Raw genomic sequence first — 26,130 nt, 5'->3', positions numbered from 1 at the left:
CTCAGATCAATTAACGGGTCATTCGACTGCGAAGGTGATAGCTCATGCTGTCTACGATCGCAACCAACAGTAGCATGGCAGCCAATATCGTTGCAGTCTTGCCCATCTGGAACAAGCCCATGTGGAAAGACAGCAACTGGCCGAGGCCACCTGCACCAACCACGCCTAGAATGGCAGCGGCTCGGATGTTGTTTTCCCATCGGTACAGGGTGTAGCTCATTAGCTGGGGGATCACTTGCGGCAAGGTGGTGAAATAAAACACGCGCAGGTTTCCTATTCCCTGCGTACGCAGGGCGTCCGCGGGTTCTTGTGGTGCGTTTTCGATGGATTCAGCAAACAATCGCCCCAACACACCGGTGGTGTGAAATGCCAACGCCAGTGTGCCTGCAAATGGCCCCAGGCCCGCTGAAATCAATAAAAGCGCGGCCCAGACCAATTCGGGAATGGAGCGCAGCGCATTGAGCACCCAGCGTGTTGGTGTTCGCATCAGGCCTTTGTCACTGCTGTGCAACTTACTGGCCGGAATGGCCAATGCCAGCCCGGCTACAGCCGCCAGTACTGTGCCCATGAGCGACATGGCCAAGGTTTCAACGGTTCCCCAGCCCACTTTGCCGAGAAATTTTGAATCAGTTTCCATGGGGAAAAACTCAGCAACGAAACGCCCCATGGATTTGAATGCTTCGATCGAAAGGAAGTCTCCCCATTTCAGGCCCAAAGTCCAGAAGCTAGCGATGATCAGCGATAGCATGGCCAGCAGCAATAATCCCGTGCCGCCGCTCATGATGGCGGGTGCTTTGCTCGGACAGGGCGTGGAATCAAGCCGTGCGCTCATATCAGCCTCTTGCGGAAGAACGCGCTAACTGCATCAGCCAGTGCAACCAGCAAAATGAATACGATCAACATGGTGGAGACCTCGCCACCATTGAACATCTTCATGGAGTTGTCCAGTTCCTGGCCCAGCCCGCCCGCACCGACAAAGCCCAGCACCACAGAGGAACGAATCGCACATTCCCAGCGATACACGGTGTAGGAAGTTAGTTCCATTACGTTTTGGGGCAACAGGCCATAAAAAAATGCTTGCAAACGCCCACTGCCGTTGCGCAACAGTGTTTCGGTGGGTGTGGTTTCACCACTTTCCAGAATTTCCCCATATACCTTGCCCAACATGCCGCCGTAGGTCAGCGCAATAGCCAATACACCGGCCGTTGGGCCCAAACCCACCACGCGAACAAATACCAGGGCCCACACCAGTTCGGGAATGCTGCGCAGAAAAATCAACATCCAGCGAATGGCTTGTCGAACAACAAATGGAAGGGTGTTCATGCGGCCAGAAATGGCAGAAACCGACAGCACGCGTGTGGACAAAATGGTCAGCGGAAAGGCGATGGTAAGAGCCATGACCATGCCAGCGGTGGCAATCGCGACGGTGGTCCAGGTGGCGTCAACTATTCGCCAAAGTAATTCGGGTTCGAGCACAGGGGGAAAGAAGCTGCCGATGAATTCAGCGCTAATTCGCATGTTCTCTGGTTCAATCAGCACCCCGGGACGGAATTCGGTAGCCACCGCCAAAGGCCAAATCAACACGATGGCAAAAACCATCCAGAACAGGCGTTGATGCCACGCAGGGTCGCGCAGCGGCACATCAAACCGCGGGTTGTGTACAGGTAAGCTGCTCATCGACAATTGTTGACCACCACGGCAGGCGTCACTTTCTCGAACTGTTTCTCAATTAACTCTCGGTCCACTTCACCGAGCAGCTCGTGTTCATATTGCGAATACAGACTTTTCAACATGGCTGGGGTGACTTGTTCTGTGGGCAGATCAAACTCGATTTCCCCGTTGCGCAAACCAACGATGCGCTTGAAAAATGCAAGTGCCATGTCAACCTGGTGCAGGGTACATACCAGCGTAATTCCCTTTTCTGCCGCAGATTCAGTCAATGCAGACATGGCCAGACGAGCCCGTGTGGGGTCTAACGCTGATAAGGGTTCATCCACCAACCACAATTGGGCTGGTGACACGAACAGGCGTGCAAGACCCACACGCTGGCGTTCCCCACCAGAGAGCCTGTCCACACGTTCAAAAATTTTCTCGGGTAAATCCAGTTTGCTTAGCGCACTGTGAGCGGCTGGAATATCCACTGGATAAAACATCGACTTGATGCTTTGCATCAGACTCATCGCAGGAAGCCGGCCAGCCAGTATTGAGGTGATTACTCTTTGGCGCGGTGGTAACGGGGGCACTTGTGGTGCCACGATCAATTGACCGCGAAGTTTTTGAAGCTTGCGTTTGCTGAGTTGCCAAGGTTGCTGCCCTTGCAGTTCAATTGCGCCACCCAATGGTTTTAGTGTGCAGGAGAGAACCTGTAGCAGGGTTGTTTTACCAGCGCCAGAGGGGCCAATCAGCGCGACTTGTTCGCCGCTGCCGATTTGGAGACTCATTTTTTTGATCGCCGGAACGCTGCCCGGCGGGGCGGATGGGTGGCAGGCATTGATGTCCCGAATTTCAAGTTTCACTGCGTTGCCTTCCCTATCCTACTGCGGGAGCCCGGCATGGGCTCCCATCTTCCTTGCAATTATAACAAGCCTGCGCTTTTCGCTGCAGCCTCGAGGCCTTTGTAGTTTTCGGGCTTGGTGTCGATGTAACGTGTGGCCCGGTTCAATTTCAGGATTTCAGCATGTTCAGGTACGGCTGGATCCAGGTCAAACAAGGCTTTCTGGATTTTATTGCGCAAATCAGCCGGCATGTCGGCGTGCACAGTCCAGTTGTAGTTGTAGTACGGTGGCGTGGTGTAAAACACATTCACAGCATTGGTGTCGACCTTATTGGCGTCCACAAATTTTTTCCATACTGTAATGTCGAGTGCCGCAGCATCCACTTTGCCGCTCACAACAGAGGCAATCGTTGCATCGTGCGCACCGGAATAGGCAACCCGTTTGAATGCTGTTTCAGGTTCCAGGCCGGCTTCGAGCAGGAAATTGCGGGGCATCAAGTGGCCCGAGGTGCTGCTTTGGGAGCCGAAAGACACTTGTTTGCCTTTCATGTCTTGAAGGGATTTGATGCCGGAATCTGTTTTGGCAATGAAGACCGACTGAAACTTGGTGTCTTCAACACGCTGGGCGATCGGAATAACCTTTCCGCCAGAACGACGTGATGCTTGAATGTGTGTAAAGCCGCCCAACCAAACCAGGTCAACTTTTTTGTTGGCCAGTGCTTCAACAGCAGCAGGGTAGTCGCTGACCGGTGTGAATTCGACCTTCATGCCGATTGCCTTGGACAGGTAATTGGCCAGTGGCTCAAATTTACGAATCTGCTCGGTGGCTGCTTCTTCGGGAATGGTGGAAACTTTCAGAGTCTGCTCGGCGTGTGCGGAGACGGAAAAGCCAGCGGCCAGTGCAATGGCTGCCACAGAGAATAGACGACGTGAAACGGATATTGCTGAACTTTTCATGAGTACCTCGTTATATAGAACGATTGGAAGAAAACTCGAAAATTGATGATCGCACAAACAATTCGGTTTTTAACTGTGAAATGTTTGTACGGTTGTTTTTTTAACTTTTAGCTGCCCAGTTTTCCAGCGGCCTGAACTTCGGCCGCCTGTTCTTCCCCGGTTTTATAGTGGGGTACCCGGATCACCAAGCGCTTTGCGCGTTGGATAAAGCTGTTGTTGCCGTTGACTTCCTGGGCCCAGTAATCGTCGGCCAAAGCGATGTTCTTATCAAGCTCAAGTTCGAAGGCGGCTTGTGAAACGAATCCACCGAAAATGTAGGTTTTTCCGTCGACCACTTTGAAGTCGGCTGCATTGCCGCCCCATGGGATGCCGAACATAATCCCGTTGGCGCAATAGCCGCCGTACTGGGGAATGTATTTGGTGGGTTCTGCGTCAAACAAGGCTTTGTGATCAGCGCTTGAGAAATGAAAATCCACTTCCTGGTAGGTGCTGCTGAACTCGGGCTTGCCCTGGACATAAGCGTTTTGAGTGATGTATGCCACCACGTCGGCACCAAACAGCATGACGCGGTCATCTCCGGCCACTTCAGCTGCATTCACCGGGCTCAATTTGGTAGAGGGGTTTTGCGCCGTCATTGCGGTACAACCGCTCAAGCCCAACAACAAACTGCCCGTAATTAAAAGTTTGTGTGTGCGTGTCAAAGTCAAAATACTTCTCCTGTTTGTTTGAATCGATTTGGTGTTTTAACTGACTGGTTTGCCTGCAAACAGTTCCGTCGGCAATTTGTCTGCATCAATGACTTGTTCCCGCAAATCTTCAAGATATGGTGCAGGCCAACCCAGCAGGGCGCTGGCCTGCTCGCAGCGCTGGCGCAAGTCGCGCGGGTTTTCTCCACCCAGGTGAACAATGCCGTAACGGTAGCTGCGCAGCCATTTGAAGTCGCGGTGCAGTTCTTTGGTGTCTTTGGGGTACTCAAACAGCAAGGCATCGGGAAATGCTTTGCGGAAGGCCGCTTTTTGCACAAAACCGGGAAATGGTACAGCGGCTTTGGGATTGAAGGAGCGGTAAACAAAGCTGGCTGTAGCGCCGGCTGTGGGCACTGCGCGGGTCAGTGTTGCAGGGTCAATACCGTGTGCCAGCGCAAATGCAATTTCGTGCAGGTCGATGCCGTCGACACGCAAATACAAATCCGAGAATTGCGAGGCCATGCGGGGGTTGAACTCGATCACCGTGATTTTGTCGGTGGCTTCGTCATGGAAAAATTCCATGTTGAACAATCCGTGATCAAAGCCCACAGCATTCAGAAAACGTCGTGCCACGTCGGCTGCTCGCGCCTGCACGTCTGCCTGCAACCTGCTGGGGTATTCAAAACGCATGAAGGCGTCGGTGTTCGGGTACATCACCTCGTCAACCACGCCAAGCGGGCGAACATCACCCTGCCAGACATAGCCATCCAGGTTGTATTGTCGACCGCGCATGGGGGCTTCCAGCATCATGCTGTGCGCGGTTCCGGCTTCTGGCAGTCGCTTTTTTGCAATACGTTCGAAGGGCTCCACCAAATGCTTGATCACCCACAGCTCCCAGGGGCCAAAGCGGGTGTGGGCGTGCAGTTCCTCGGCATTCTTGACCTGTCGCGAAAGCACCGAGAACGCGGCTTTTACCGGTTTTACAAATTGCGGATAGTCAATGCCCTGGGGCACAGGCCCGCCATATGCCGCGTCAAGCCTGGCAAATGGCAAGTTGGCCTCGGGGGCTACTTGCTGCAACACCTTGCGGGCGTATAACTTGTGTTGACAGGCCAGAATGGCGTTCACAGGTGTGCCCGGCCACCCCATTTTCTCGGCAAGTAAGGCTGCACAAAGCGCGCCAAACTGCTCATGGTTCGAGGCCACTGCCTTGGCACCATGCAATTTGGCGAACACGGCCGCTTTGGCTACAAATCGTTCGGTGTCAAACCAGGCCAAGCGCGCATTACTTGGAAAACTGAATAAATCGAAACCAGATACCACGCTGGGCCACTGGGTTCGAAGCCGGTTTGCACCTTGCTCATCCCAGTCGTAGTTGAACAGCAGCAGTGTTTTTGGATGAGGCATGTGAATAGCAAGTAGGGTTAGCGTTTGATGTCGTTAAGCGACCAGTCGTACTCTGTATACGCAACAGGAAGTGATTTGGATGCGAGTTTATCCACTATTTCCGGGTCCGCTGACATCTCTTTGGCCCATTTTGCAAATACATCCTTCACTTCATTGAACCCCTGGTGACCCTTTTCGAAGTCTTCGGCGAACCACTTGAAAATAGGGCTGATCTGAAGTTCACCGTTCTTCACCCGGTTGCGGCTTGGATCACCCAAAAAGCGGCGCATACCGTCGTCAAGTTGTGCATTCAGTTTGGCGGCTGTAAACGCCTCGTTGCGCAAAGCGGGGCAGCCCAGGCTGGCGCAGTTTACCGCTGCATGCACCCTGGGTTCTTTGTATTTGGGGCGCAGTTGTTCGTGTTCAATCCAGTCCAGGTGGCGCTTTTGACCCAGCAGCGTAAAAAATTCCTGTTTCCATGGGCTGCTGAATACGCCGCCAATGTCTTTGATGGATTTGATTTTGGGGTATTTGGTCAAAATCAGCTCAATGGTAAAACCGTTGTAGGCATTGATTAAAAAAGCCATTTGCTGGTTTTTCGAAAAGCTGTTGAACTCGGTTTGGCCAACGGCAGACCAGTCGTTTAATAGCGCTTTCAAGGCCTGCCGGTCTTTCTGAAAGCCTGCGTAATCAACGGCAGTTTGCTTGTTGTCAGGTAGCCATTTCACATGTTTGGCCAGCAGGTTGTTCCAGGCTGAGTAGTTGTGGTCAAACTCGGCGGCAAAGCTGGTGCTGCTCAGTGACAGGGCAAAAGTCAGTAACAATGTTTTAACAAATTTAAGCATGGCGAATCAATGGCACCGTTATTTGGAATTGAGTGTGTTTAGCGTATTCGCTCGGTACGGCAATTTGGTTACACTACCGCAGATTCGTCAATTCATTTGGAGTTGCCATGCCCGCCGTGCCGGTCACCATTGCCATGTTGTTGATCAGCAATATTTTCATGACGTTTGCGTGGTATGCCCATTTGAAAGACATGAGCCAGAAACCATGGATTATTGCGGCATTGGTGAGTTGGGGGATTGCTTTGTTTGAATACCTGTTCCAGGTGCCTGCCAACCGGATCGGATACACCGTGCTGTCGGTGGGGCAACTGAAAGTGATGCAGGAAATCATCACCTTGACCGTGTTTGTGCCTTTTGCTGTGTTCTACATGAAAGAACCGTTGAAGCTGGATTATCTGTGGGCCGGTTTCTGCCTGGTGGGTGCGGCCTATTTTATTTTTCGCGACAAGCTGTAAGGCCTGCTCGGTATTTAAAGCACTTTTTGATCAAACTGCGCCATGAAATGTTCAATGGCTTCGGTAAACCGGTGGCCTTGGCCACCTTTTTCCGCGGCCTGAATGCGGCCTGCTGATTGTTGTTCCAGCTGACCTGGCAGGTCCTCCTCAGTGGATTGAACAATGACAGGGGTGTGTTCGCAATAATCGAGCAGGAATCGGGCGGTGTTTTCTGCTTTGGAGTCACTCACATTCAGGTCGGAAATCAACAACTGGCAACCGCCGTGCGAGGCTTTTAATTGCGACAGGCTTCTGAAGTATTTCACCTCGACCCGGTCTGCGAGTAGACGTGTCAAATGCGTTTCCAGAAGAAAACGGTGCATTTCAAAGTCTTCGAGGCAGAAAATTACAGGTTTCATGCGTTTATAGAATTCAGGCGGTAACATTTGTATCGTACGAGAAATGGTTCCGGGGTGAGAAATCGAGCGAATTCTCATCCCTCACAATGGGGTTGTTGCGCAGGAGAAGTTGAATGCTTGTCGATGTATTTTTATTTGTGGCCGGTTTGGTTCTGTTGGTGCTTGGTGCCAATGTGCTTGTGCGCGGCGCTTCGAATTTGGCTTTCTCGTTTGGTATTTCACCATTGGTGGTGGGGTTGACTGTTGTGGCCTTTGGTACAAGCGCGCCTGAAATTGCTGTTTCAGTTGGTGCTGTCATCGCAGGTACTACAGACATCGCCATCGGAAACGTGGTGGGCAGCAATATTTTCAATGTGCTTTTCATTTTGGGCTTAAGCGCCTTGATTACCCCTTTGGTGGTTAATCTTCAATTGATTCGCCAAGAGGTGCCCATCATGATTGGTGCCTCTGTGCTTTTGCTTTTGTTAAGTCTGGACGGGCAACTGTCCTGGAGTGATGGCGGTATTCTCGCCGTGCTCATGGTGGCTTACACCGCGTTTCTCATTATTCAGTCGCGAACTCAGGTCAAAGAAGCCCAGGCAGAATTTGAAGAAGAATTACACCCGGCTGATCAAGGCAGTTGGGATTCCAGATTGCCCGTGCAGTTGGGACTGATTGCGTTGGGTCTGGTTTTGCTGGTGTTGGGTTCGGAGTGGTTGGTGGGTTCCGCTGTTGTGTTTGCGAAGGCCATGGGGGTTAGTGATGTGGTGATTGCGTTGACCATTGTGTCTGCCGGTACCTCCATGCCCGAGGTCGCCACCTCAATTGCAGCAGCGCTTAAAGGCGAGCGCGACATTGCAGTGGGCAATGTGGTCGGCAGTTGCACATTCAATATTTTTGCTTGTCTGGGTATTTCAAGTTTGGTGGCCGCACCGCTTGGCTTGCAAGTCGCGCCTTCGCTGTTGGCGTTCGACATGTGGGTGCTTTTGGCGGTGGCGTTTGCCTGTTTGCCTATTTTCCTGACCGGGCGGGAAATTGCACGTTGGGAGGGTGGCGTGTTTTTGGCCTACTACACCGCCTATGTGGTTTACCTGATTCTGGATGCGCAGGGCCATGATGCACTTGAGTTGTATTCAAACACCATGCTCAGTTTTGTGGTGCCAATTACGGTGATCACTTTGGTGGTCAGCCTGCTGCGCAGAAAAAGCGGTGTTGGCGGCAATTCAAACGCTTGAATTCGCCCCGTTTAGCAGCATTGATCACAAGATCCGGGTACTTACGCCCCCTTGTTTAAAGGCGTAAATTGGTATCGTGTATTGACCTGCAGTACAGCTTGATCAGGAGAAGGCTTTGAAAATAGGCCCCGCCGTTGTTGCCGTTGTTGCCGTTGGTTTGTGCGTGTTTACTTTGGGCAATGTGGCCCACGCTGCGAACACTGAGAGTGATTTGCCTGTTTGGCTTCAAGAACGTTTTGAGCCAGTGCATTACGACTTGACTGAAATGGTTGATGACACGGCACGCGGCATCGACCAGTTTTTTGGTACGGAAGACAGCCTGTTTGTAGAAAACCAATCTTTTCTTCGCGTTGCGCTGGACACCCGGCTTCAGCCCGGGGAGTCCAAGATCGATCCCAGCGTTCGTTTCCGGGTGGACTTGCCCACGACCAAAAAGCGATTGCGCCTGATTATTGAAAGTGACATTGAAGAGCCCCTGAGCCGACTTTCGGAGCAGGGCGTCCGCGAGGTGCGCGGTGGCGAACGATTCAGCACCAACAATTCCGCCGTTGGCCTGGAGCAGCGTTCTTCAAAGGACCCAACCAAAGCATGGGTTCAAGGCTTGGGTTTGGGCGTGAAATTTGGTACACCACTTGACCCTTATGTGCGTTATTCCGCCCTGCGGCAGTGGAATTTCAGCGAGAGCAAATGGCAAATCAATTCTTCAAGCCGGGTGACCCAGTTCAATCAGCGCGGCTTGCAGGTGCGAACAAATTTTGATGTCAACAAGCCGCTCGACGAGAAAAACACCCTACGCTTTCAGACCTATGCCGAGTACGAGGAAAGGCGTGATTCCACCGTGTTTTCTCAAACCGCAGAAATTAACAAGGTGCTGAATTCACGCACTGCCTTGCGTTACGCCCTGATTGTTGTGGGTGAAGACCGTGGCGAGAACACCATTAAGGATTATATTTTGCAGGCTTACTACCGCCGAGATATTCACAAGAATGTTTTGTTCATGGACATCATTCCGGAAATTCATTTTCCAACCGAAGGCAATCGCGATCCCTATGTGGCTTTGACCTTCCGTCTGGAGGCATTCTTCCGGGGCAACTTCAGCCGCTCCCTATGACCCGTTCGGTTCTACAATTGCAGCGAGACAACTTGCTGCTCAGCGCTTTGGTTGACGGTCCTGAACAGGGCGCTGTTGCCATGCTTGTACATGGTTTTCCTGATACACCACACAGCTGGAACGGCGTGGCCGAAGGGTTGGTGCAGGCAGGCTACCAAGTGGTGCGACCCTGGCTTCGCGGGTACACGCCGGGCTCGGTAAATCCTGATGCGGCTTACGATCCGTTCAATGCCGGGCTGGACCTGTTGGCGTGGCGCGCAAAATTTGAAGGCCGTGATGTTCACCTGGTCGGGCACGATTGGGGTGCTGTGGCCGCAATGGCCGCCGCTGCCACCGATGCGCAGGCCTGGAAATCACTGAGCCTGTTGGCCATACCACCGTTTCAAAAAGTGGAGCGAGCCTGGCGTTTAATGCCCCGGCAACTCAGGCAATCGGCTTACATGCTTGAAATGCAATCAAGCAATGCGCCAGCCAAATTGTTGGTCAACCAGTTTGGTCGAATTCGCGCACTGTGGAACAGTTGGTCACCAGGATGGAAGTATTCAGAAGCCGAGATTCAAGCGGTATTTGACGCATTTTCGAATTCAGGGGTGGCTTGGGCTGCAACAAGGTACTACCGTTCCTTGTTCACCTTGCATCGCGCTGCGACTCGTTCAATTTACGCTTTGTCCAGAAAGCCGCTCGCTGTGCCAACCCTGGTCATGGCCGGTGAAAACGATGGTTGCATGCAAGCGGCATTGCTGCCTGCCATGGTAGAGCCCCAATGTTTTCCGAAAGGGGTTCGAACGTGTACCCTGTCCGAATGTGGCCATTTTCTTCAGGCCGAGCGGCCCGATGCGGTGTTGAAAGAACTTCTTGCGCATCTTCGTGGTCAAGATAGAATTCATTGAATCGATTTTAAAGCAGTACGCCCATGCCCTCCGTTTTTGCACTGTTTGCCTTTGTGTTGTTGGTTGTCGGAGGTTATGGCTATATCAACCAACCTGAACAGGTACCGCCCTGGAATCAGGTTATCCCAGGCTTTGCATTTTCGCCTTACCAGGCTGGGCAAAGCCCCATCGACAACATCGAACCCAAGGTTGAGGACATTAATCGGGACCTGTCCTTGCTGGCCGGTAAAACGCTTGCCATTCGAACCTACACAGTGGCCGGTATTTTTGGCGAAATTCCTGCGCTGGCCAAAACGCACAACATCAATGTCGCCTTGGGGGCATGGTTAAGCCCTGATCTGCAGGCCAATGAAAAAGAGCTGGATCGCTTGCTCAGCGTGGCACACAGCCCGCCCTACAATGTGGTGCGCCTGATCGCAGGCAACGAGGCCTTGCTTCGTGAGGACCTGAACCTGACTCAAATGATTGCCTACCTCGACAAGGTGCGCAGTGCAACAGACATACCGGTGAGCACGGCTGAGCCCTGGCATGTGTGGCTGAAAAACCCGGAACTGGCTGAGCATGTTGATTACCTTGCGGTTCACCTGCTGCCCTTCTGGGAAGGCATTGCGCTGGACAATGCCGTGGACTTTTCAATCAATACCTACCAACGTTTGCAGGAGGCTTTCCCGGGCAAACCGATTGTGGTCACCGAGGTGGGTTGGCCCAGTAACGGACGTTCAATCAAACAGGCGGATGCATCGCAGGCCAACCAAGCCAAATTTCTGCGTCGTTTCATTCCGCGTGCCGAGCAAGAGCACATGGTGTTTTATGTGATGGAGGCGTTTGACCAACCCTGGAAATCTGACATTGAAGGCAGCGTGGGTGGGCACTGGGGGGTGTTCGATTCATTCCGTGAGCCGAAGTTTGAGCCAGACCGCCCGATTATTGCGATACCGCAATGGAAGTTGTTGGCCGCTGCATCGATTGTGGTGGCCTTGATGATGACTTTTCTGTTGCTGATTGACAGCAGAACCCTGCGAGACAGTGGGCGCACATTTTTGATTTTCAATGCCTTCGTTATTTCGTCCTTGATCATTTACGTCATTTACGACTTCACCCTGCAGTACCACACCTGGGTCAGTGTGGCCATTTCCGTGTTTTTGTTGTTGGGCGTGGTGGGCGTTTTTGTCATTGTGATGTCGGAGGCCCATGAGTGGGCTGAGGCCATGTGGTACACCAGTCGACGCAGATTGCTGACCTTGCCCACGCGCACCGATTCACACAGTTCAGTGGTCACCAAGTACCGGCCATTCGTGTCTGTGCATGTGCCGGCTTATGAAGAGCCACCTGAGATGTTGATCGACACCTTGAATGCTTTGACCAGGTTGGATTACCCGAATTTTGAGGTAATCGTGGTGGACAACAACACGAAAGACGATGATACCTGGCGCCCTGTGCAGGCGCATTGCCAGTTGTTGGGTGAGCGCTTCCGTTTCTTTCACGTAAAACCCTTGAGCGGTTACAAGGCGGGAGCCTTGAATTACGCGCTGGAAAGAACCTGCCCGCATGCAGAAGTGGTGGCGGTGATTGATGCAGACTACAAAGTGCAGCCACACTGGTTAAGCGATTTGGCGCCACAGTTCGAAAAACCCGAGATTGCGATCGTACAGGCGCCGCAAGATTACCGCGACGGTGCAGACAGTGCCTTCAAGTCGTTGTGTTATGCGGAGTACAAGGGCTTTTTCCATTTGGGCATGGTCACTCGCAATGAGCGAAATGCCATTATTCAACACGGCACCATGACCATGGTTCGCCGGTCTGTGTTGGAGAAGGTTGGCTGCTGGGGCGTGAGTACCATTACTGAGGACACTGAGCTGGGTTTGCGAATTTTTGAGCAAGGCCACGAGGCGGTGTATATCGACCAAAGTTATGGACACGGCCTGATTCCCGACACATTCACGGATTACAAAAAACAGCGACACCGCTGGGCCTACGGTGCCATGCAAATTTTGCGTGAACACGCAGGCCAGCTTCTGGGTTTTCGGCGCAGCAGTCTGACTGCAGGTCAGCGGTATCACTTTGTGTCAGGTTGGCTGCCCTGGGTGGCAGACGGTCTCAATCTGGTTTTCACGCTGTTGGCGATTGTGTGGTCTGGTTTAATGCTTTTTGACCCATTGACATTCAATGCACCGCCGCTGCTGATCAGTGTTGTGCCAATCATGTTCTTTTTATTCAAAATCACCAAACTGTTCACCTTGTATTTGGTGCAAGTCAAAGCCAGTTTCCGAACAGCCTTTGCAGCCACCCTGGCCGGGCTGTCTTTGAGCTATGCCATTGGGCGGGCCACCTTGTCGGGTTTGTTTGTTGGCCGTAAAATCCCGTTCATTCGCACACCCAAAATGGCCAACCGAATGGCCGTTCTTTATGCCATGAATGCTGCCCGCGATGAATCTGTTTTGGCGTTTGTGTTGTTGTGTGCGGTAGGGGTGATTTATTTTCAATTGGGTTTCGATTCCAAAGAAAACCTGGCCTGGTGCCTGGTTCTGGTGTCCCAAAGTTTGCCCTTCGTAGCGGCGTTCGTCGTTTCCTTACTCAGTGCTGCGCCCACACGGGCCGCGGCGCACAATGAAGTTGGTGTAAAGCAGTCATGAGTTCAACAGATACCGCACTGCGAGGTGGCTTGGGCCTGGGCGTTGGCACAAGCGCGGAAGTTTCAAAATGGCGTTTCAGTGGTCAGGTGTTGCTGGCCCTGGTCTTTTTAAATTCCACGCTTTGTTTTTCAGCCATTTGGCCCACGGTCTATGTATTGCCCGACCTTGGTGTGTCTTCCGAGTTCGTGTGTTTGCTCATGCTGTTGTCGGCATGGGTGGCCGTGTTTGGCAAGCCCACCCTTCGGGCGTTGAGCATTGTTTCGGCAATTTACTTGTTGATGGCGGTGGGGCATTACGCCGATGTCGTGGTGCCCAATTTGTTGGGGCGTCCCGTCAACCTTTACTGGGATGTACCCCAGCTTCCCCGTTTTGTTTGGGTCACTGTTCAAGGTTTGCCCGTGTGGCTTACCGCCTTGGTTGTGCTGTTGACCTGCGCAGTTGTGTGGGCTTATTACCGTTTGTTGGTAATGGCGATGAACACAGTGAGCAAAGCGGTTCAGCCTGTGGCAAAAACCCCGTGGCTGTGGAGTGCGCTGTTGTTGGCTGGCGTCATTGTGATCGCCAATTACTCGGAAAACCCGGACGAACCCACATTTGTTTCCAAAGCAGTGGTGCCCGTGTACTGGAAAGAAGCCTTAAAGCTGCGCGATATTTTGATACCTTCCCGGGCAGCACAACTTTTGCCCGCCAGCACGGTGATTGACGAGGCCTTGGCCAAAACAGATGCACCCGTGTTGGGTGCATTGAACAAGCGCGATGTGCACATGATATTTCTTGAAACGTATGGCGCCGTGTTGTATGACCAAAAGGACTCGTCGGCCGCAGTCGCTCAAACCCGAGCACAGCTTGAAAAGTCCATACTGGCCAGTGGCCGAAATGTGGTGTCCGCGTTTTATGTGTCGCCAACTATTGGCGGTGCCAGTGACCTGGCTCATTTGTCGGTGTTGTCTGGTATCGATCTGAAAGATTCGCGCAAGCACGACGTACTTCTGACCACCGAACGCCCAACCTTACTGGACGTGTTCGAACGTGAAGGTTATGAAACATTTGGTTTGTACCATTCAGTGGGGTGGGAATGGGTTGAGCGCGCCTTTTACAGCTTTGATCAATACATTGATGGCCCAGCCTTGAACTACGAAGGCCCTGCATTTGGTTTCTGGAAAATTCCTGACCAGTTTGCTGCAGCCCGGGTTGATCAGCTGTACCCGCGCAATGAATCGGCCAAGCCCCGTTTCACTTTCTTTCCGACTATTTCCAGTCATTTCCCGTTTCACCAAGTGCCGCCCTACCAGTCCGACTGGAAAAAATTACTGGGCCCACAACCGTTTGATGCCGCCGAAGCTGCACGCGCGCAAGCCGAGCCCGTGAACTGGGAGTACATGAAGCCGGATTACCTGCGCACGATTAACTACACCAACACGTGGCTGGCGGGTTACTTCAGTCAGCCCGAGCCCAGAGAAACCGTGTATGTCATGATCGGAGATCACCAGCCCACAGGCAGCGTGTCCCGAGAGCCCACGCCCTGGGATGTACCTGTTTTTATCGTGTCGAAAGACAGTCGCTTGCTGGATCGTTTCAGGGCGATGGGTTTCACCAATGGATTGACGCCTCAGAAACGAGTACCCTTGGGGACATTGAATGAGCTGACTGCCGTCTTGCTGAAAGGCTTCGGCAGTTGAATTCGTGAAATGCCTCAACAAGGAGAAAGCAATGGGATTAAGAATCAATGACGTGGTGCCTAACCTAAGCCTGGAAACAGATCAGGGAAAATTCATGCTGCACGATTTCATCGGCGACAGCTGGACCATTTTGTTTAGTCACCCCAAAGACTTCACGCCTGTGTGCACTACAGAATTTGGTGCAGTGGCCCAGTTGGCAGAGGAATGGAAAAAGCGCGGAACCAAAGTCATCGGTCTTTCGGTGGATGGCGTGGAGGAGCACACGCAGTGGAAAGGTGATATCGAGAAGTTTTCTGGCGCAAAAGCTTCATTTCCGATCATTGCGGACAAGTCGCTTGAAGTATCCAAAGCACTGGACATGCTGCCTGCCAATGCATATTTGCCCGATGGTCGCACTGCTGCAGACTCTGCCAGCGTGCGCGTGGTGTTTATTTTCAGCCCAGACAAGAAAATGCAGTTGTCCATGACTTACCCCATGTCGGTGGGCCGAAATTTTGCGGAAGTGTTGCGTGCACTGGATGCACTCCAGACTACTTATGGCAAGCCAATTGCCACACCGGCCAACTGGCTGCAAGGGCAAGATGTGATCGTGGCCTTGTCGCTGAACAACGAGCAGGCCACTGAGAAATTTGGCGAAATTGACATTAAGCTGCCGTACCTGCGCACCACGAAAATGCCGGCGCAGTGATCTAACCCTGCAGCGGCTGCGCCAGAATCCAAAGCCCCACGCTGGTGAACACCACCATCAAAACCAGCATGGGCAGTTGGCTTAATGTGGCGCGCCCGTTGCTGCGTTCAAGTTGCAACGCCTGCTGGTGTGCTAACCACACAGCGGCCACATGCCCCGCCAGAATCAGCGCCACCTGGCTGGTCCAGATGTTGGCCATGTCGGGCAACCAGGGCAGGCGGCCCGTTATGGCATTGCCGAAAATATTCCAGCCCCAACCGAATGGATCGGACACCAAACCCCGAATTTTCAAACCCTGACTAAACAGCAGGGTGTAGTAATGCGTGAAGTGGTACACCACTGCAATGGGTACCAGGCTGGGCAAGTAACGGCGCAACAGCAAGCCGATGGGTTGTTGCCCGCCAGTCAACACTCGCCCCAAGGCTAGAAATGCGATGAACAGCAGCAGGTAGAACAGCGGGGAAACCAACAACAAAATAATTTCCCAGGCCACAAACCACGGGCGCACTGTGGGGTAAATTTTCATGGGGTGATCGCCAAATGCAGCGGTCAACAGCCCCAGTGGGTCTTGCCAAAACAGGTTGAAGTACACCGCGGTTTCCCGCAGCCCGTCGTAGGCAGTGGAAGACAGCAGAAACAATACAAACAGGCATTGCGCGGGGTGCCACAGCCGTGCGTGGCGAAGGTCAGAGAAAGGCAGCGTGAATCGCCAGCGGTATTTTCCGTCGGTACCACGTGTTCTGCGCAGTGGTGCACAGGCGGCGAACAAGCGAAACAGTACGGCAAATAACTCGCCGCGCTGCAGCCAGCGCCGCGTTCCCCACAACAGCATGCCTGCATAGTTGAACGCGCCAAATGCGATCAGCAGCAAGGCCAATTTGCGTGGCGTGCTGTGAAAAAACAATTCGATCGACACCAGGGTGACCAACTGAACAAACGCGGGCCAGTGCCCAAGCCATTTTGGATAGTTGTAAAAACCTTTCCAGCGGGCGGGCAACAAAAAACGCCATGGGTGTTGGTACTTGTACCAGTCGCCAATCAACAGGGCTGCGTAGGAACCACCCAACACAAACAGGATCCAGAAGAAAGTCATGTTGATATTGCGGTGGCTGTCGTTGCTGCCCACAAGGCCGGTCACGATACAAAACGCCAACGCGCTCAACCAGAATAGTGAACCCGCTGCCCGCGCAGCGTGAACCCACTTCGCAGGCCACGCCACCAAGGCCAGTTGTACTTTGAATTGCCTGTTCGAGGAATAGCGACCGGCCAGGGCCAGTAACAGAAATGACAACACAAGCGCCAGCACCGAGCCCGCAATATAAAGCCCGTAGGGCATGGGCAACTGCACTGGTTCACCAAATGCATGTGCCCACACGCTACCCGGTGCTGCCAGCAGCACCGCAGTGAACCAGCGTGCAATCATTTCGGATTGTTGCGGTAGTACACGTTTTCCCACATGCGCACGTAAGTCTCGGCGCTGTTGTACAGCGCGTCGATGGCCTCGCCGCCACCTTCAAGTCGAACTTCTTCAACAAAGTCGGCCACCATGCCGTAGTGCGCCATGCCCACTTCGTCGATGTGCCAGAACTTGCCACTCTCAGGTATGGTCAGCAAATTGACTTTCATGGCAGGCAGTGACTGGTAACGTGAGCCCCAACCTTCACCACGGAACAGGGTGAAGGGGTATTGAACGGGCACACTGTTGCCACCGCGCGGACCAGGGTGTCCACCAAAGCCGTTGCCATCTGCGCCATAACCCAGGCCCAGCAAGGTGTTATTCAACCCTGCCTTGTTGCGCCAGAATTTCAGCTTTTCCAGAAACTCCACATGCTTGATGCCGTTGCCTTTATAGGGGTAAATCACACCGCCACTTTTCAGCATGCGCACTGCCTGGTCGCTGGTTAAACCACCATGGGCGTCGTGGGATGAGGCCATGGGGTAGGGCGGATTCATGGTTTCTGCCAAATCCAGCATTACATCTTTGCTGTGGTACGCAGCATGGTCAATGTCGATTACAAAGCCACGATTCATCAGGGCGGTCAGTGCATACTTGCCAAGGTCAGTTACCGTTCGGGCATTACAACGTTTGCCGTCTGGGTATAGCGGTGTAATACCGCCCACTGCCTCCAGCAGCATAGTGGTCAGTGCATTGCTGCCAGTACCAGGAACTGCAGTAGTCATATTGGTACCCGGTTCGCGCACCGAGGGCTCGTTCTTGGGGAAGTCGCGGCATTCGGTGGTTTTCCAGAAGGCGCCCGTGTCCAGGAAATTCAGAAAGTTGATGACGTCGCCACTGAAAATACCAGCGCCGCCCAGCGAACTGTCAATGTCATGGAAGGGGTACACGTGGCGCGCGCCCAGTGCCCACAGTTTTTCGATTTCCGCGTCAATTTGCGTTTGGTCGCACTTCCGGATTTCTGTGCCGCCCGGCAGCATGGTAACGCCACAGTTGAATACTTGCGCCACTTCGACACCCAGCACCACGGCCAGTTTGCCTTCGTTGGCCACTTGGCGGGCCTCGGCCGGTGTTTTTACAATTCGGTACCAGCCTTTGCCTGGCCCTCCAAACTGGGCGTCGATGTAGTCTTGCACGTCATACAGGTATTCCACCTGTTTTGTAGCTACGCCCATGTCGTCGCAATCCGCCTCGGGTTTGCCTGAGTAAGTTTGGCCGATACGGCACAGTGCCGCAATATTGGTGCCGTGGTTCACCATCACGCGCAAGCCTGCGCGCCATGCACGTTCAACCCAGGCGTGGTACATCACCTGGTGGGTCAGGAAATTGCGGCGGGGCCAGTCCACAAAGGTTGGCCAGCCTTGCGTATCGTGTTGTGCGCCCGGCGTGGTTTCCAGAATGTTGTTGGCATCCCGAATACCATTGGGACCATGGAATCCCTCGCAACTGCCCAGCGCATGGGGAATGCCAAAACGGTGCACCACTTCGCCGTACAGCACGCCACCTGCGGATGGGCCTACACTGCCATCCAATGACATTTCGCTGGACATGCCCATGTGGGTGTGGGTGTCGGCAAAACCAACAATGGGCTGATTTTCGCCGCGACCTTTGTAGGGCGTGCCTTCCATGGCGGTGGGCATTTCAGGGTAGGCGGCACAATCACTGGCTGGTGCCAGCTTGAAGGCGGTGCGCTCGCTGGCGGCATTGGCCAGGGTCAAGCCGGAAGTCTCGTCCAAGGCCAAAAACCGGCCTGTTGAATCGGTGAAGCTGAACTGGCTTTTAGCCCGGTCAAAACTGGCTTGCCACACCGCTGCGTTGGTGGGTTCTGCGCTGGCCACCAAGGTGTTGCCTTGCACGGTTACCATTTGACGGTCGCTACCGTAAATCAGGTATTTGCCCAATTCTGTGGGCCGCATGGTGAAGTTTTCCGCTTCTGTGGCGGGTCCCGCGGCGTAGCGGGCTGCGGCGGGTTGCACAAACTGGCGACTAAACGCCGATTGCAATCCAAAGCAGCCATTGGCCACCGAGAATTCAGACAGCTGCAGTGGGGTTTCACTGGGCATGACCGGCTGGCTAGCGCCGCTGGTGGTTGTGGTGGTTGATTCGCCGCTTGAAAGACAGGCGGAAAGGAGTGCTGCTGTTGCGCTCAAGGCGAGAAGTGACTTCACATTCATCAGGCAAACCCCGTTCAAAATTTGGTGGTGATTTACTCTTACTGAAGGTGCGGAAGTTTTAGATGTGTTTGTGGCATGAAGAATGCCAGTAATGTAAAAAGGGCGACACTTCGGTCACGGGGACAGGAATGAAAAAAGCCTGAGTTTTTACACTCAGGCTTTTTGTATTTTGTGGTGGGTCGTGCGAGATTCGAACTCACGACCAAAGGATTAAAAGTCCTCTGCTCTACCAGCTGAGCTAACGACCCACATTTCGCTTTGGGCGTTGGCCCTCAACCGAAGACCGCGATTATGGCCAAGTTTTTAAAAGTGGTCAAGCCCTATGGCGGCAAAAAGCTACTATTTTTTGCCTGATATCACGTAAGGGTTTGAAATCTTGAAACGTTTTAGAATTTCGATTTCGCGGTTTTCCATCAACTCAGCCTGATTATCGCTTTCATGCACATAGCCTTGGGCATGCAGGCAGCCGTGAACAATCAAATGGGCCAAGTGATCAATTGGGTTTTTACCCTGTTCAGCCGCCTCGCGTTCTACCACGGCAGGGCATATCACAATGTCTGCCATGAACACGGGCAGGCCCGAATCCGGGCCCAGGTCGGGCATGTCCATGGGAAAGGTCAGCACATTGGTGGCGTAGTCTTTGCCGCGAAAATCGTGGTTCAGTTGTCGACCTTCTTCTTCGCCCACCAGGCGAATGGTGATTTCAGCCCTGTCCATGAAGCAGGCTTTCGCCCAGCGGCGAATGCGGCTGTTGTCCAAGTCTGAAAATGGTGGGTGGTCTGCATGTACAGCCCATTGAATGGCTACGCCAACCGGTGTGGTGGTTTTACTCGTCATTGATTTCGTCAGTTGGGTTGGTTCGTTCGGGGTTGTGGAAACGTTCGTAGGCCTCAACAATGCGGGCCACCAGTGGGTGGCGCACCACATCCGCGCTGGTGAAGTAGGTCATTGCAATGCCTTTGACGTTGCGCAGCACGTGCTGGGTTTGAACCAGGCCACTTTGTTGGCCGCGTGGCAGGTCAATTTGGGTCACGTCGCCAGTAATCACTGCCTTGCTCCCAAAACCGATTCGGGTCAAAAACATTTTCATTTGCTCGGGCGTGGTGTTTTGGGCTTCGTCCAGAATCACGAAAGCATGGCTTAAAGTGCGGCCACGCATGTAGGCCAGCGGTGCAATTTCAATCACATTGCGTTCAAACCATTTTTGCACGCGGTCAAAGCCCGCCAAGTCGTACAGCGCATCGTACAAGGGGCGCAGGTAGGGGTCTACTTTCTGGTTCAGGTCACCTGGCAAAAAGCCCAGCCGTTCGCCAGCCTCCACCGCTGGGCGGGTCAAAATGATTCGTTTCACGCTGTCGCGCTCAAGTGCATCCACTGCGCAGGCCACAGCCAAATAAGTTTTGCCGGTACCGGCAGGGCCAATGCCAAAGGTCAGGTCGTGTTCAAGCACGGCCTTTAAATAATCCTTCTGGCGGGCGGTGCGGGGTTGCAGGTCACCCTTCTTGGTTTTAAGGATCACGGGTTCGTCTTCACCGGCAATCAGCGGAATTTCTTTTTTGGCGCTGGCCACGGCGTTGGTGTTCTTCAGTTCGACCAATGCCAATTGAATTTCATCGGCGGTCACTGGCTTGTCACTTTTCTCAAAAAAGTGATTGATCAGAATAAAAGCCTGTTTGGCATTTTCTTTGTCGCCTGCCACATTCAAGGTGCCGTTGCGGCGCGCAATTTTTACGTTCAATGCGGCCTCAATTTGACGAAGGTTGGCATCCACGGGGCCACACAGATTGGCCAGTTTGTGGTTGTCGTCTTCAGGGGCGTGCCATTCACTGCCTTTTGCTCTCATCGGGTGCTTCTAAAAAAGTTGAATTTGTATTTTAAGCAATCAATCTTCCATTTGCCGGTAGCGCGGCGGGAAACTGACACGCATTACGGTGCCCGATCGATCTGGGTGGTTTGATTTTGGATTGTCATGAATGGTTACATTGGCGTCGTGCTGGAATGCGGTTTCCTGCACAATGGCCAGCCCAAGGCCTGAGCCGTCCTCGCTGGTGCCCAGCACGCGGTAGAAACGGTCAAACACCAGGTTGCGTTCACTTTCAGGAATGCCGGGGCCGTCGTCCTCCACCTCGAGCACGATCGCTTCGCGCTGTGGGCTGTCATCGACACGCACAGTGACGCAACCTTCTTCGGGGGTGTAACGCAAGGCGTTTTCCACCAGGTTTTTCATCATCTCGGTCAGCATCAGGGTTTGGCCGTTCACGTACACGGGGTGATCGGGTACTTCCACACCCAGGTCGATGTGCTTGTTCATGGCTTCGGGCACAAAGTCCCTGGTCACCGTACGCGCAATGTGAGTTAAATCAAGTTTTTCAAATTGCAGCACCGATGGTGCTTCAGTGCGGGCCAGTGCCAGCAACTGGTTCACCAGGCGGGTGGACCGTTCAGTACCCACCTTCAGCCTGCGCAGGCTGCGCAGCCGGGCTGCCTCGTCAGTTTCATCGCTCAGCAATTCCACTTGCATTCGCAAGCCAGCCAGGGGTGTTTTCAACTGGTGGGCGGCATCGGCCACAAAGCGTTTTTGCGTGTCGATGGTTTGTTCCAATCGCTCCAGTTGTTCGTTCAACGCAGTAATAACAGGCAACAATTCCTCGGGTGTGTCTTTGGTTTGCAGCGCACTCAGGTCATCAGGTTTGCGGGCGCGAATAATATCCAGCAAGCTGTTCAATGGTGCAATTCCGCGCGACAGACCAAACCACACCAGCAACACGGCCAGGGGCAGAATGACAAACTGCGGCAGAATCACGCCCTTGATGATTTCGTTGGCCAAGCCGTCGCGTTTGCCCAGCGTTTCCGCAACCTGAATCAGCATGAAACGGTTTTCGCCCACGGTGGGCAGTTCAATCCAAAGGTGGCCTGCGCGGAAGTCTTCGCCATTGACCACAATGTCCCGAAAATTAACCACGCCAATTTGTCGGGCTTCGCGCTGTGGTATTGGCAAGGTGCGCTCATCGCCCAGCAAAAACTCGCCAGTTTTTCCCAATACTTGTGCACGCAGTTGGTCGGTACCATCGGCCAGTAAAATTTCCATGGCCTCTTTGGGAATACTGAATTGGTTGCTTGGTGCCTGAGCGGCCACCTCTTGGGCCAAGGCTGTTATTTTGTCGTCGAGAATGTGATCGAAGGGATCGTTGGCGATGGATTTGGCCACAAGGTAGGTGACCCCAATGCTCATTGGCCACAAAATCAACAGCGGGGCCAGCATCCAGTCCAGAATTTCACCGAACAGTGAGCGCCGTTGCTGTTGACCCGAGGCCAGCGGATTGCGTTTGTACCAGGCCAATCAGGCACCTGCTTTATGTATTGGCATCGGCATTCGGTGCTGCTTCTTTCTCGGTGTATTTTTCAAGGCAGTAACCCAAGCCGCGCACGGTGGCAATTCGCACACCGTTGACTTCAATTTTTTTGCGAAGACGGTGAATGTAAACCTCAATGGCGTTGTTGCTGACTTCTTCGCCCCATTCACACAGGTGGTCGACGAATTGTTCTTTGCTGACCAGGCGGCCTACCCGCTGAAGCAGAACTTCGAGCAGGCCCACCTCACGCGCTGACAAGTCGAGCATGTCGTCGTTGATGTAGGCAATGCGCCCCACCTGATCGAAGGTCAAAGGGCCATGTTTCCAAATGCTGGCTCCGCCACCGGTGCCACGGCGTGCCAGGGCTCGCACACGGGCTTCAAGTTCTTTCAGGTCGAAAGGTTTGGCCATGTAATCGTCGGCACCGGCATCGAGGCCTTGCACGCGTTGCTCCACGCTATCGGCAGCTGTCAGTATCAGTACTGGCATGTTGTTGCTGCGTGCCCGCAGGCGGCGCAACACTTCAAGACCACTCATCTTGGGCAAGCCCAAATCGAGTATCAAAATGTCGTAGTTCATGGTGGTTAGCGCCGTGTCGGCGTCGCTGCCTTTGAACATGCAATCCACGGCATAACCTGCCTGACGCAACGATTGCGACAAACCTTCAGACAACAAGCTGTCGTCTTCGGCCAGAAGTATTTTCATCCCTGTCTCCTCAGTGCAGGCCGGCCAGTGTGGCTCTTTTTACCTGAACTCGAATGGTGTGTGTTGTGTTGATTTTAGCCTGAAAGTGCCGCAGCTTTCGCGGCTTGTATGGCGTCACGGGTGTTTCGGGCTTCAAGTGCAGCGGCACTGGCGAAATCGGTCTTTTGACTGGCGTACAAGATGGCGCGAGAGGAATTGATCAACAAGCCCCAGCCTTGGCTGCACAAACCGTTTTTCACGGTGTTCAGCAAGTCGCCGCCCTGTGCGCCAATGCCAGGCACCAGCAGTGGTGCGTCGCCCACAATGCCGCGCACGGTTTTAATTTCTTCAGGGTAGGTGGCGCCCACAACCAGGCCCACTTGTTGGTGCGGGTTCCAGGTGGTGGTCGCCAGTTTGGCAACGGTTTGATAAAGCGGTTCGCTGTGTTCCGTGTTTAAAAATTGCAGGTCGTTGCCACCGGGGTTGGATGTGCGGCACAGCAGGAAAAGACCGCGATCAGCATAGGCATGGTAAGGCTCAACTGAATCGCTGCCCATGTAGGGGCTCAGGGTTACGCTGTCGGCTTTGTAGCGCTCGAACGCCTCAATGGCGTATTGCTTGGCGGTGGCCCCAATGTCGCCGCGTTTGGCGTCCAGAATGGTGGTGGCGTGCGGTGCAACTTCATTGGCGTAGGCCAGAATGTTTTCCAGCGCTACTTCGGCGCGGTTGGCCGCAAAGTAAGCAATTTGGGGTTTGAACGCGCAGGCAAATTCAGCCGTGGCCTTCACAATTTCCATGCAAAAGCGCTCGATTTCAGAAGGGCTTGTGCCGTAGCCCTGAGGCATGCGGGTTATGTCGGGGTCAAGGCCCACGCACAACATTGAATTGCTGTGCTGCCAACTGTGCGCAAGGCGTTCTGGAAAGGTGTTGAACTCGGAAAAACGATTGCTGGCCATTGCGCATGTGTACAGTTGAAAGATGTCACCATTGTACAGGATCAGGGCAAGCCCCTAGGGGCAAGCAAGGGCTGATGCACTACACTGGGGCACCTTACTGAATGATCGTTCACTTTCGTGCCTGCAGCAAAACTATCCCTACCGCAAATCCAGTTACTCCTTGGCATTACTGCCATTTGGGGAATGAACTGGCCCGTGATGAAATATGCGGTGACCCAGTATCCACCCTTGCATTTTCGTGCCCTGTGCATGGTGTTTGGCATGGTGGCCATGTGGTTTGTTGCCCGGCAAATGAAGGTGTCGCTGAAGGTACCGCGAGAAATGTGGGGCAGGCTGGCCTTGCTGTGCATTCCCAATATGATTGGTTGGCACCTGTTTTGTATTTTGGCCGTGAAGGAACTGAGCTCGGGGCGCGCTGCCATTTTGGGCTACACCATGCCGGTGTGGGTGGTGTTGACCGGTTTGATGTTTGCGCACCCCGTAGGAAGGCGAGGCTGGATCGGTTTAAGCCTGGCCATGGTGGCCGCCATGTTGCTGTTGTCGTCTGAATTTGCTGCAATTGCAGGCAGCCCGTTGGGCGTTGTTCTTATGTTGATTGCAGCCGCCAGTTGGGGCTTGGGTACCACCTTGATTCGGCATTACCCCACCGGTTTGCATGCACTTACCTTCACGCACGCCATGATGCCTCCCACCATTGTGGCCATGGGTTTGGCCGGGTTTTGGTTTGAGGGAACCGATGTGGGCGCGCCGCAGGGTTGGTCGCAGTGGTGGCCAATTTTCTACAACGCGTTTGGTGTATTCGCATTTTGCCAAGTGGCTTGGTTTAGCCTGGCCAAATCATTGCCGCCAATCGTGTCGAGCTTGTCCATCATGATCATTCCGGTGGTGGGTGTAATGGCTGGCAGCTTCTTTTTGGGCGAAGTGCCGCACTGGCCCGACTTCGTTGCGCTGGTGTTGATTCTTGGTGCGATGGCTGTGATTTTGGTGCCAGGGCGGAAGAAGGTGGTAGTCGGCTGAAGCGCGGGTTTATTGCCAACTCGGCGTGAGTTACTTGTGCAGCACTTGAATGGCGACTTTTGATCTGAACTTGAAGGGTCACCGCTGCCCGAAAACTTGGCATATCGGCTTGTCTGCTTGAGCCTGCACTAAGCCAAGTCCTCCAAAAGTAACGGTCGGGTCTTGGCTTTCGCGCCAGGGCGCGATCGTTTGTCTCGGCGCGCCAAGCCGGCAAGTTTTCTGACTGGTCATCGTGCGACCACTTGCAAGTTCAGCCCCCCGTCACCGGCGGCTGAATTTACAGCCCAATCGGCGGCGGTGTTTCGATCGCCTCGCCTTCAAGAAAACCTGCCCGTTTGAATTCACCCGCCACGGTCGGCCAAAGGTCGGCACCGAGACTCGGCCCGCCTTTTTGCCGAGCGAGGTGAGTCAGGGTGAATCTCAAAAAGGGAAGTACAGGTTTTCAGGCGAGAGCTCGGAACCCAAGCTGGTTGGGCTAAATAAACCAGCTGTCGAGCAAGCAAGAATTTGATCAGTTCCGGAAGTACTTCCTCGACCGATACACCAAGGCCTCACCTTCCCGGAAATCGCAACGCAACACCTCACCCACCATAATGAAATGGTCGCCTTCGTCATGGCGATTGCGTACCTTGCATTCAAAGTGAGCCAATGCATTGGGAATCAGCGGTGCGCCACCCAACCCCTCGATCACTTCAAGCCCGGCAAAGCGATCGCCTTTGAAGGTAGAAAAGTGATGCGACAGTTCTTCCTGATCTGCCGATAGCACGCTGACACCGTAGTGCGTGGCCACAGCAAATGCGTCGTGGCTGCTGGCCTTTTTGGACAAACTCCACAGCACCAGAGGTGGGTGCAAAGAAACGGAATTGAAAGAATTTGCAGTGACCCCCACGTATTTGCCTTCGGCATTTTTGGTGGTGATGATAGTGATGCCAGTGGCGAACTGGGCCAGCGCTTGCCGAAACAGATGCGCGTCCAGTTCGGCGTCGCCTTCGCGTTTCTCGGCGCGAATGAATTCGGGTTTTGCAGGTGATTGCATGGGGTACTTCTTTTGTAT

At 53.6% G+C, this 26,130-nt stretch carries 24 protein-coding genes and 1 tRNA gene; 8 read left to right on the top strand and 17 right to left on the bottom strand.

The genetic code is table 11. The annotated features are described in order from the left end of the window. Positions 1 to 10 precede the first annotated feature (10 nt). From phnE to FRIGORI9N_RS05450, 7 genes are all read right to left on the bottom strand, one after another. Positions 11 to 832: a phosphonate ABC transporter, permease protein PhnE gene (phnE, locus tag FRIGORI9N_RS05480; protein ID WP_159568832.1), complete on the bottom strand. Its 822-nt coding sequence runs from the start codon at positions 830 to 832 to the stop codon at positions 11 to 13. After that, entirely contained in the window at positions 829 to 1,677 is an 849-nt protein-coding gene (locus tag FRIGORI9N_RS05475; RefSeq protein ID WP_159568831.1) for an ABC transporter permease, read from the bottom strand. Before FRIGORI9N_RS05475 ends, phnE begins: the two co-directional genes overlap by 4 nt. After that, positions 1,674 to 2,516 (bottom strand): phosphonate ABC transporter ATP-binding protein, encoded by an 843-nt coding sequence (locus FRIGORI9N_RS05470; protein ID WP_159568830.1) that lies wholly within the window; start codon positions 2,514 to 2,516, stop codon positions 1,674 to 1,676. The genes FRIGORI9N_RS05475 and FRIGORI9N_RS05470 overlap by 4 nt, the downstream gene beginning before the upstream one ends. A 59-nt stretch (positions 2,517 to 2,575) precedes the next feature. Next, positions 2,576 to 3,451 (bottom strand): putative selenate ABC transporter substrate-binding protein, encoded by an 876-nt coding sequence (locus tag FRIGORI9N_RS05465; protein ID WP_159568829.1) that lies wholly within the window; start codon positions 3,449 to 3,451, stop codon positions 2,576 to 2,578. Positions 3,452 to 3,558: 107 nt separating this feature from the next. Continuing rightward, positions 3,559 to 4,158: a YHS domain-containing (seleno)protein gene (locus FRIGORI9N_RS05460; protein ID WP_159568828.1), complete on the bottom strand. Its 600-nt coding sequence runs from the start codon at positions 4,156 to 4,158 to the stop codon at positions 3,559 to 3,561. Positions 4,159 to 4,194: 36 nt separating this feature from the next. Next, positions 4,195 to 5,544, bottom strand: coding sequence for an acetyl-CoA carboxylase biotin carboxylase subunit family protein (locus FRIGORI9N_RS05455; RefSeq protein ID WP_159568827.1), 1,350 nt, complete (start codon positions 5,542 to 5,544; stop codon positions 4,195 to 4,197). 17 nt (positions 5,545 to 5,561) lie between these two features. Continuing rightward, complete coding sequence (locus FRIGORI9N_RS05450) at positions 5,562 to 6,368, bottom strand: DUF547 domain-containing protein (RefSeq protein WP_159568826.1); 807 nt, start codon at positions 6,366 to 6,368, stop codon at positions 5,562 to 5,564. 107 nt (positions 6,369 to 6,475) lie between these two features. On the opposite strand from FRIGORI9N_RS05450, the gene FRIGORI9N_RS05445 reads away from it, so the two are divergent. Next, entirely contained in the window at positions 6,476 to 6,823 is a 348-nt protein-coding gene (locus tag FRIGORI9N_RS05445) for a DMT family protein (protein ID WP_159568825.1), read from the top strand. Between the two features lie 14 nt (positions 6,824 to 6,837). On the opposite strand, the gene FRIGORI9N_RS05440 is transcribed toward FRIGORI9N_RS05445, so the two are convergent. After that, a complete protein-coding gene (locus FRIGORI9N_RS05440) occupies positions 6,838 to 7,185 on the bottom strand; it encodes a hypothetical protein (RefSeq protein WP_159568824.1) in 348 nt (115 codons plus the stop codon). 149 nt (positions 7,186 to 7,334) lie between these two features. Here FRIGORI9N_RS05440 and FRIGORI9N_RS05435 point away from each other — a divergent pair, with 149 nt between their 5' ends. From FRIGORI9N_RS05435 to FRIGORI9N_RS05410, 6 genes are all read left to right on the top strand, one after another. Next, positions 7,335 to 8,435: a calcium/sodium antiporter gene (locus FRIGORI9N_RS05435; RefSeq protein ID WP_159568823.1), complete on the top strand. Its 1,101-nt coding sequence runs from the start codon at positions 7,335 to 7,337 to the stop codon at positions 8,433 to 8,435. A gap of 115 nt (positions 8,436 to 8,550) precedes the next feature. After that, entirely contained in the window at positions 8,551 to 9,546 is a 996-nt protein-coding gene (locus FRIGORI9N_RS05430) for a hypothetical protein (RefSeq protein WP_159568822.1), read from the top strand. Then, positions 9,543 to 10,436: an alpha/beta fold hydrolase gene (locus tag FRIGORI9N_RS05425; RefSeq protein ID WP_159568821.1), complete on the top strand. Its 894-nt coding sequence runs from the start codon at positions 9,543 to 9,545 to the stop codon at positions 10,434 to 10,436. Before FRIGORI9N_RS05430 ends, FRIGORI9N_RS05425 begins: the two co-directional genes overlap by 4 nt. Before the next feature lie 23 nt (positions 10,437 to 10,459). Further along, positions 10,460 to 13,069: a glycosyltransferase family 2 protein gene (locus FRIGORI9N_RS05420; protein ID WP_159568820.1), complete on the top strand. Its 2,610-nt coding sequence runs from the start codon at positions 10,460 to 10,462 to the stop codon at positions 13,067 to 13,069. After that, positions 13,066 to 14,748: a sulfatase-like hydrolase/transferase gene (locus FRIGORI9N_RS05415; protein ID WP_159568819.1), complete on the top strand. Its 1,683-nt coding sequence runs from the start codon at positions 13,066 to 13,068 to the stop codon at positions 14,746 to 14,748. Before FRIGORI9N_RS05420 ends, FRIGORI9N_RS05415 begins: the two co-directional genes overlap by 4 nt. A 31-nt stretch (positions 14,749 to 14,779) precedes the next feature. Then, positions 14,780 to 15,436: a peroxiredoxin gene (locus FRIGORI9N_RS05410; RefSeq protein ID WP_159568818.1), complete on the top strand. Its 657-nt coding sequence runs from the start codon at positions 14,780 to 14,782 to the stop codon at positions 15,434 to 15,436. Between the two features lies 1 nt (position 15,437). Here FRIGORI9N_RS05410 and FRIGORI9N_RS05405 read toward each other — a convergent pair whose 3' ends face one another. From FRIGORI9N_RS05405 to pyrF, 8 genes are all read right to left on the bottom strand, one after another. After that, entirely contained in the window at positions 15,438 to 16,859 is a 1,422-nt protein-coding gene (locus FRIGORI9N_RS05405) for a hypothetical protein (RefSeq protein ID WP_159568817.1), read from the bottom strand. Continuing rightward, the gene (locus FRIGORI9N_RS05400; protein ID WP_159568816.1) at positions 16,856 to 19,066 is read right to left on the bottom strand and encodes a peptidase M19; all 2,211 of its coding nucleotides are present in this window, start codon (positions 19,064 to 19,066) and stop codon (positions 16,856 to 16,858) included. Before FRIGORI9N_RS05400 ends, FRIGORI9N_RS05405 begins: the two co-directional genes overlap by 4 nt. Before the next feature lie 172 nt (positions 19,067 to 19,238). After that, a tRNA-Lys gene (locus tag FRIGORI9N_RS05395) sits at positions 19,239 to 19,314 on the bottom strand. A 91-nt stretch (positions 19,315 to 19,405) separates the two neighbouring features. After that, positions 19,406 to 19,903 (bottom strand): rRNA maturation RNase YbeY, encoded by a 498-nt coding sequence (gene ybeY / locus FRIGORI9N_RS05390; RefSeq protein ID WP_159568815.1) that lies wholly within the window; start codon positions 19,901 to 19,903, stop codon positions 19,406 to 19,408. Next, a complete protein-coding gene (locus FRIGORI9N_RS05385; protein ID WP_159568814.1) occupies positions 19,893 to 20,909 on the bottom strand; it encodes a PhoH family protein in 1,017 nt (338 codons plus the stop codon). Before FRIGORI9N_RS05385 ends, ybeY begins: the two co-directional genes overlap by 11 nt. Positions 20,910 to 20,948: 39 nt before the next feature. Then, complete coding sequence (locus FRIGORI9N_RS05380; RefSeq protein WP_159568813.1) at positions 20,949 to 22,406, bottom strand: sensor histidine kinase; 1,458 nt, start codon at positions 22,404 to 22,406, stop codon at positions 20,949 to 20,951. 13 nt (positions 22,407 to 22,419) lie between these two features. After that, a complete protein-coding gene (locus tag FRIGORI9N_RS05375; RefSeq protein ID WP_159568812.1) occupies positions 22,420 to 23,124 on the bottom strand; it encodes a response regulator transcription factor in 705 nt (234 codons plus the stop codon). Between the two features lie 74 nt (positions 23,125 to 23,198). Next, positions 23,199 to 24,059: an orotidine-5'-phosphate decarboxylase gene (gene pyrF / locus FRIGORI9N_RS05370; RefSeq protein WP_159568811.1), complete on the bottom strand. Its 861-nt coding sequence runs from the start codon at positions 24,057 to 24,059 to the stop codon at positions 23,199 to 23,201. A 117-nt stretch (positions 24,060 to 24,176) separates the two neighbouring features. Between pyrF and FRIGORI9N_RS05365 the strand changes: the two genes are divergently transcribed. Beyond that, on the top strand, positions 24,177 to 25,076 hold the full coding sequence (locus FRIGORI9N_RS05365; RefSeq protein WP_256366100.1) for a DMT family transporter: 900 nt from the start codon (positions 24,177 to 24,179) through the stop codon (positions 25,074 to 25,076). 511 nt (positions 25,077 to 25,587) lie between these two features. On the opposite strand, the gene FRIGORI9N_RS05360 is transcribed toward FRIGORI9N_RS05365, so the two are convergent. Further along, a complete protein-coding gene (locus tag FRIGORI9N_RS05360; RefSeq protein WP_159568809.1) occupies positions 25,588 to 26,112 on the bottom strand; it encodes a flavin reductase family protein in 525 nt (174 codons plus the stop codon). Between the last annotated feature and the right edge of the window lie 18 nt (positions 26,113 to 26,130).

Origin of the sequence: Limnobacter sp. 130, assembly GCF_902506325.1 — a bacterium.
Classification (GTDB): domain Bacteria; phylum Pseudomonadota; class Gammaproteobacteria; order Burkholderiales; family Burkholderiaceae_B; genus Limnobacter.
This window is presented reverse-complemented; position numbering and strand designations above follow the sequence as displayed.